Origin of the sequence: Pseudomonas rhodesiae (assembly GCF_007858255.1) — a bacterium.
In the GTDB taxonomy this organism is placed as follows: Bacteria; Pseudomonadota; Gammaproteobacteria; order Pseudomonadales; family Pseudomonadaceae; genus Aquipseudomonas; species Aquipseudomonas rhodesiae.
This window is the reverse complement of record NZ_VFEU01000002.1, coordinates 508739-516178: the sequence shown is the minus strand read 5'-3', so window position 1 is coordinate 516178 and position 7440 is coordinate 508739. Positions and strand designations below refer to the sequence as shown.

General features: G+C 63.6%; 4 protein-coding genes. All 4 read right to left on the bottom strand.

The genetic code is table 11. From position 1 onward, the window contains the following. Positions 1 to 1266: 1266 nt before the first annotated feature. The 4 genes from etfB to dgcA all read right to left on the bottom strand — a co-directional run bounded on the left by etfB (position 1267) and on the right by dgcA (position 7428). A complete protein-coding gene (gene etfB / locus FIV35_RS04645; protein WP_034139613.1) occupies positions 1267 to 2037 on the bottom strand; it encodes an electron transfer flavoprotein subunit beta in 771 nt (256 codons plus the stop codon). A 10-nt stretch (positions 2038 to 2047) separates the two neighbouring features. Then, complete coding sequence (gene etfA, locus FIV35_RS04640) at positions 2048 to 3268, bottom strand: electron transfer flavoprotein subunit alpha (RefSeq protein ID WP_034139614.1); 1221 nt, start codon at positions 3266 to 3268, stop codon at positions 2048 to 2050. Further along, positions 3268 to 5211 carry a dimethylglycine demethylation protein DgcB gene (dgcB, locus tag FIV35_RS04635; RefSeq protein ID WP_034139615.1) on the bottom strand — a complete coding sequence of 648 codons (1944 nt, stop codon included), beginning with the start codon at positions 5209 to 5211 and terminating at the stop codon, positions 3268 to 3270. The genes etfA and dgcB overlap by 1 nt, the downstream gene beginning before the upstream one ends. A 156-nt stretch (positions 5212 to 5367) precedes the next feature. Further along, on the bottom strand, positions 5368 to 7428 hold the full coding sequence (gene dgcA / locus FIV35_RS04630; protein WP_034139616.1) for a dimethylglycine demethylation protein DgcA: 2061 nt from the start codon (positions 7426 to 7428) through the stop codon (positions 5368 to 5370). Positions 7429 to 7440 lie beyond the last annotated feature (12 nt).

Sequence of the window (7440 nt, the reverse complement as noted above, 5' to 3'; positions counted from 1 at the left end):
TTTGAAGAAGATCAAACTGTGGGAGGGGGCTTGCCCCCGATATAGGTGAGTCAGTCAATGATGCTGTGACTGTCCTACCGCTATTGGGGGCAAGCCCCCTCCCACATTGGTCACCTTGAGCCGCTTGGGCCGGGGTTACCGGACCTGGTGCCGAAGCCCGAGCCAGCCGCCCCTTAATCTCAGACCTTGAAGAAGATCAAACTGTGGGAGGGGGCTTGCCCCCGATATAGGTGAGTCAGTCAATGATGCTGTGACTGTCCTACCGCTATCGGGGGCAAGCCCCCTCCCACTTTGATCACCTTGAGCCGCTTGGGCCGGGGTTACCGGACCTGGTGCCGAAGCCCGAGCCAGCCGCCCCTTAATCTCAGACCTTGAAGAAGATCAAACTGTGGGAGGGGGCTTGCCCCCGATATAGGTGAGTCAGTCAATGATGCTGTGACTGTCCTACCGCTATCGGGGGCAAGCCCCCTCCCACTTTGATCACCTTGAGCCGCTTGGGCCGGGGTTACCGGACCTGGTGCCGAAGCCCGAGCCAGCCGCCCCTTAATCTCAGACCTTGAAGAAGATCAAACTGTGGGAGGGGGCTTGCCCCCGATATAGGTGAGTCAGTCAATGATGCTGTGACTGTCCTACCGCTATCGGGGGCAAGCCCCCTCCCACTTTGATCACCTTGAGCCGCTTGAGCCGCTTGAGCCGGGGTTACCGGATCTGGTGCCGAAGCCTGAGCCAGCCGCTCCTTAATCTCAGAACTTGAAGAAGATCAAACTGTGGGAGGGGGCTTGCCCCCGATAGCGGTGGTTCAGCTAAAAATACTCAGCCTGACACACGGCAATCGGGGGCAAGCCCCCTCCCACTTTGATCACCTTGAGCCGCTTGAGCCGCTTGAGCCGGGGTTACCGGATCTGGTGCCGAAGCCTGAGCCAGCCGCTCCTTAATCTCAGAACTTGAAGAAGATCAAACTGTGGGAGGGGGCTTGCCCCCGATAGCGGTGGTTCAGCTAAAAATACTCAGCCTGACACACGGCAATCGGGGGCAAGCCCCCTCCCACTTTGATCACCTTGAGCCGCTTGAGCCGCTTGAGCCGGGGTTACCGGATCTGGTGCCGAAGCCTGAGCCAGCCGCTCCTTAATCTCAGAACTTGAAGAAGATCAAACTGTGGGAGGGGGCTTGCCCCCGATAGCGGTGGTTCAGTTAAAAATACTCGGACTGGCACACGGCAATCGGGGGCAAGCCCCCTTCCCACATTGGTTTTGCAGTATGGGTGGGTCAGCGCACGACGCCTTCTTCGATCAGCAACTTGAGGATGGCTTGGGCGCCTTCTTCGGCGCTGACGCCTTTGAGCACCTGCCCACCGCCGCCACTGGCCTTGGCCGTGGCCGCTTTCATGCGGTCCGCGCCGCTCTTGGCCTTGATCACCTTGAGCCGCTTGGGCCGGGGCTTGGCCGGTTGCAGGGTGGCACCCATCAACAGCGCATCGTCTTCGACCTCGACCTCATGGGCCGCCAGTTCCCCGCGCTGGCCCGGGCCATAGGCGCTCTGTCGTGGTTTGGGCGCGGCATTGTCCACCGTGGCCAGAAACGGCAGGCGCACCTTCAAGCGCCGCCGCTGGCCCCGTGGCAAGGCTTGCAGCACATGGGCCACGCCGCCGTCGATGGACTCCACCTGGGCCAGCCCCACAATCAGCGGCCAGCCCAATTGCTCGGCCAGCAAAAACGGCAGCATTCCCGAGCCTTCGCCGGTTTCCGCCTGACTGCCGGTGAGCACCACCTGGGCTCCGGCATCACGCAGGTACTCGCTGAGTACCGGCAGTGCGTCGGCGGTGGCCGGTTGCTCCAGCACATGCAGTTGCGGCAAACCCATGCCCAGATAGCTGCGCAGGGTCGGCTCGGCGATGTTGCCGGCATGCAGCACCTGCAACTTATCCCCAGCCAGCTGCAAACCCAGCTCGACCGCGCGGGCGTCCTGCTCGGCGCGGCGCGGGCGACCGGAAGTCGGGTGGGCGCCGATGGACACCAGGCTGATTACATTCGTGCTCATGCTCATATCCTCAAGCCGCGTCGCGCTTGGCGCCGTTGCGGTAGGCCTCGACCGCATCGATCAAGGCGTGCAGTATCGCGGCGCTTTCGCCGATCACCGACAGGTCGGCCCGCTTGATCATGTCGCAACCCGGGTCGAGGTTGATCGCCACCACCTTGTCGCAGGCACCGATGCCTTGCAGGTGTTGGATCGCCCCGGAAATCCCCACGGCCACATACACCCGCGCGGTGACCCAGGTGCCGCTGGCGCCGACCTGGCGATCACGCGCCATAAAGCCATCGTCCACCGCCACCCGCGAGGCGCCTTCGGTGGCGCCCAGTGCGGCGGCGGTCTGGTGAAACAGGGCCCAGTCCTTGACGCCGTTGCCGCCGGAGAAAATAAATTCCGCTTCGGCCATGGGAATGGCCGCCGGGTCCACCGCCACCGCGCCGAGATCCTCGATACGCGGCAAGCTGCGCGCCAGGGTTGTGGATAACTCCACGGGCAACACTTCATGGCGGGTTTCGCTGACCGGGTCGGCACATTCGGCGGCGGCCAGAATCAGGCGTGGCAGCGGCCGCGCCAAATCCTCCTGGCCCGCGCCGGCGCGGCCGGTGCAGGTGTTGTCTTTGATCTGCCACACCCGCGTGGCCGGGCGCTCCTTGAGGCTGGCGGCAAAACGCCGGCCCAGCTCGCCGCCACCGCTGCGACTGTCAGGCAGCAGCCAGTGGCGTGGATTGAATTGGTTATCCACAGCCCGCAGACCTTGCACCCGTTGTTCCGGCGAATAACCGTCGAATTCGGCGCCGTCGAGCACCAGCAGGCGATCTACGCCGGCCGTGGCAAACGCACTTTCCTTGTGTTCGCCAAACACCACCACCAACACCGCGCCGTCGTCGCCGGCCAGCTGCCGGGCCAGGCCAAGCAGGTCGCGGTCATGGCTACTCAGGCGGCCACCGACCATGTCCGGCACCACGTTGATGTAGAACGCCGGCGCAGCGACCTGATGCAGCGGCAATTGCACTTCGGCGGCTGCGGTACGTTTACTTGCGCCACCTTGCTGGACGCCGCTGCGGTCGATGCGTTTGATGCCGTTGGGGCCGATAAAACCGATGCCATGCACGTTCTTGCGGATGACGCCATTGGGCCCCATCCAGCTGTGCTGCACCGGCTGCATCGCCGCATGCAGCGGGTGCAGGCGGTTACGGGCGATCCATTCGGCCCGTGGGTCGCGGCGGATTATGTCGCTCATCAGTGCACCTCCGCAGGTTCACGCTTGGTCGGTGACTTGGCCGGTTGAGCCTCCTCAAGCAAGGCGTCGGCCACCAGTTCGGCGATGTCCTTGATCAATGGGCGCGGTTCGACCACCCCTTCGAGCATCGCGGTGCATTGCGGGCAGCCAACGGCCACCAGCTCGGCGCCGGTTTTGCGGATGTCTTCCATGCGCATATCGGGGATGCGTTGCTTGCCGGGAATGTCAGTGATCGGCGCGCCGCCACCGCCGCCGCAGCACCGTGAGCGGAAACCGGAGCGCTGCATCTCCTTGACCTCGATACCCAACGCCCGCAGCACTTGGCGCGGCGCTTCGTACTCACCGTTGTAACGGCCCAGGTAGCACGGGTCGTGGTAGGTCACGCTGTCGCCTTTGTGCTGGCCCAGGTTCAGCGCGCCTTCGCCGATCAGCTCGGCCATAAAGGTGCTGTGGTGTTGCACAAGGTAGTTGCCGTTGAAGGCGCCGTACTCGTTCTTCAGCACATGGAAGCTGTGCGGGTCACAGGTGACGATGCGTTTGAAACTGTACTTGGCCAGGGTCTGGATATTGCGCGAGGCCAGCAGTTGGAAGGTCGCTTCATCGCCCAGGCGCCGCGCCACGTCGCCGCTGTCGCGTTCTTCGAGGCCCAGCACGGCGAAGTCGACCTTGGCCGCTTTCAGCACTTTGACGAACGCACGCAGGGTACGTTGGTTGCGCATGTCGAAAGCGCCGTCGCCGACCCAGAACAGCACCTCGGTACTGCCTTTTTCGCTGAGCAATGGCAGGTTCAGGTCCGCCGCCCAGTTCAGGCGACCGCCCGGAGCGAAGCCGCCGGGGTTGTCGGTGGCGATCAGGTTTTCCAGGACTTCGGCGCCCTTGTTCGGCGTCGCGCCTTTTTCCAGGGTGAGGTGGCGGCGCATGTCGACGATGGCGTCCACATGCTCGATCATCATCGGGCACTCTTCCACGCAGGCGCGGCAGGTGGTGCAGGACCATAGGGTCTCGGCGTCCACCAGGCCGTTGACGATCGGCTGATGCGGATTGCCGCCGTGCTCGCCTATAGCTTTGCCCGGATACGGGCTGCCGGCGAACTTGGCATCGGTGCCGCCCGCCAGGCCGACCACCATGTCCTGGATCAGCTTTTTCGGGTTCAGCGGCTGGCCGGCGGCGAACGCGGGGCACGCGGCCTCACACTTGCCGCACTGCACGCAGGCGTCGAAACCGAGCAGTTGGTTCCAGGTGAAGTCCTTGGGCTTTTCCACGCCCAGGGGCGCGGCTTTGTCGCTCAGGTCCAACGGTTTCAACCCGGTGGAACGGCCGCCGCCGAAGCGCTCGGCGCGGCGGTGCCAGGCCAGGTGCAGGGCACCGGCGAAGGCGTGTTTCATCGGGCCGCCCCAGGTCATGCCGAAGAACATCTCGCTCACGCCCCACAGCACGCCCACGCTGAGCAGCGCAGCCAGCAGCCAACCGCCGAAGTCCGCGGGCAGGATGCCCGCCACCGGCAGGGTTACCAGAAAGAAACTCACCGAGAACGCCATCAGGCTTTTCGGCAGGCGCATCCACGGGCCTTTGGACAGGCGCGACGGCGGGTTGCGCCGACGCAGGTACACGAAGGTGGCGCCGACAAACATCAGCACCGACGCCAGCAGCAAGGCGTAGCCGAGGATCCGGTTCTGCAGGCCGAAGCCGTGCACCAGGATCGCCAGCAGCGCCGACAGCACAAAGCCCAGCGCCGTGGCGACGTGGGTGTTGGCGATGTATTTGTCGCGGGCGACCACATGGTGTAGGTCGACCATGTAGCGCTTGGGCATGGCCAGCAGGCCGCCCAGCAGGTCGACCTTGGACGCGCGCCCACGGCGCCACATGTTTACCCGGCGCAGAGCGCCGAGGACGGCGAGGCCGAGGGCGGCAAACAAGAGAATAGGCAGCAAGGTGTTCAACATGGTGAAGCTCCCACAGACCGCACAGGTCTACTGTGAAACTGGCCCGAATGTGGGAGGGGGCTTGCTCCCGATGGCGGACTGTCAGTTGGTACAGTTGTCGCTGAACCACCGCTATCGGGGGCAAGCCCCCTCCCACATTTGACCGCGTTCACCTCATCAAAAGTCTTTGCACAAGCGCAGGGCGTCGTAGATGGCAGCGTGGGTATTACGCTGCGCCACACAGTCACCGATGCGGAACAGCAAGTAGCCCTCGCCCGGCTCGCTCAGGCACGGTTGCGGTTTGATCGCGAACAAGGCTTCCACGTCGATCTGGCCTTTGTTGCGCGAACCTTCCTTGAGCCCGTAGTAAATGGCTTCGTCCGGACGCACGCCGTTCTCCACCACCACTTGATCGACCACCCGCTCCTCTTTGGCGCCGGTGTATTCGTTCTCCAGCACCGCCACCAACTTGTCGCCCTCGCGGTAGACCTTTTCCAGCATCATGTCGCCGGTCATGATCACTTCCTTGGGGTACATGCTGCGGTAGTAAGTCGGGAACGACGTACCGCCGATGGCCACGCCAGGCTTGATGTCGTCGGTGACGATTTCCACCTGGCTGCCTTTGTCCGCGAGGAAATCCGCCACCGACATACCGGTGAATTCGCAGATGGTGTCGTACACCAGCACGTTCTTACCCGGCGCGACTTTGCCGTCGAGCACATCCCAACTGCTGACCACCAAGCCTTCGGCGGCGCCCCAGTGTTCGTTCTGCTCGATGTACGGATGACCGCCGACGGCCAGCACTACCACGTCCGGACGCAGGTCCAGGATGGTGTCGGCATCGGCGGCCACGCCCAGGCGCAGGTCGACTTTCAGGCGCGCCAACTCCAGTTGGTACCAGCGGGTGATACCGGCGATCTGATCGCGCTGCGGGGCTTTGGAAGCCGTGGTGATCTGCCCGCCGATAAACTCTTTTTTCTCCAACAGGGTTACGTCGTGGCCACGTTCGGCGGCTACGCGCGCCGCTTCCATCCCGGCCGGGCCGGCACCGACCACCACCACCTTGCGTTTCGGCCCGGTGGATTTCTCGATGATGTGCGGCACGCCCATGTATTCACGGGAGGTCGCGGCGTTCTGGATGCACAGCACATCCAGGCCCTGGTACTGGCGGTCGATGCAGTAGTTGGCGCCGACGCACTGCTTGATCTGGTCGACCTGCCCCATCTTGATCTTGGCGATCAGGTGCGGATCGGCGATGTGCGCACGGGTCATGCCGACCATGTCCACATAGCCGCCTTCGAGGATACGCGTGGCCTGGTTGGGGTCCTTGATGTTCTGCGCGTGCAGCACCGGCACCTTGACCACTTCCTTGATCCCGGCGGCCAAATGCAAAAACGGCTCCGGCGGGTAGCTCATGTTGGGGATCACGTTGGCCAGGGTGTTGTGGGTGTCGCAACCCGAACCCACCACGCCGATGAAATCCAGCATGCCAGTGTCGTCGTAGTACTTGGCGATCTGCTTCATGTCTTCGTGGGACAAACCGTCCGGGTGGAACTCGTCGCCACACAGGCGCATGCCCACACAGAAGTCGTCACCCACTTCGGCGCGCACGGCTTTCAACACTTCCAGGCCGAACTTCATGCGGCCTTCAAAGCTGCCGCCCCATTCGTCGGTGCGTTTGTTGACCCGTGGGCTCCAGAACTGGTCGATCATGTGCTGGTGCACGGCGGACAGTTCCACACCGTCCAGACCGCCAGCCTTGGCGCGGCGCGCGGCCTGGGCGTAGTTGCCGATCACGCGCCAGATTTCTTCCGGCTCGATGGTCTTGCACGTCGCACGGTGCACCGGCTCGCGCACACCGGACGGCGACATCAGGGTCGGCCAGTTGAAGCCGTCCCAACGCGAGCGACGGCCCATGTGGGTAATTTGGATCATGATCTTGGCGCCATGCTTGTGCATGGCGTCGGCCAGGTTCTGGAAGTGCGGGATGATGCGGTCGGTGGACAGGTTCACCGAACTCCACCATTCCTGGGGACTATCGATGGCCACCACCGAGGAGCCGCCGCAGATCGCCAGGCCGATGCCGCCCTTGGCTTTCTCTTCGTAGTACTTCACATAGCGGTCGGTGGTCATACCGCCGTCGGTGGCGTACACCTCGGCGTGGGCGGTGCTGAGCACGCGGTTGCGGATGGTCAGTTTGCCGATCTGGATCGGCGCGAACATTGCTTCGAAAGCCATGGCAGGGTTCCT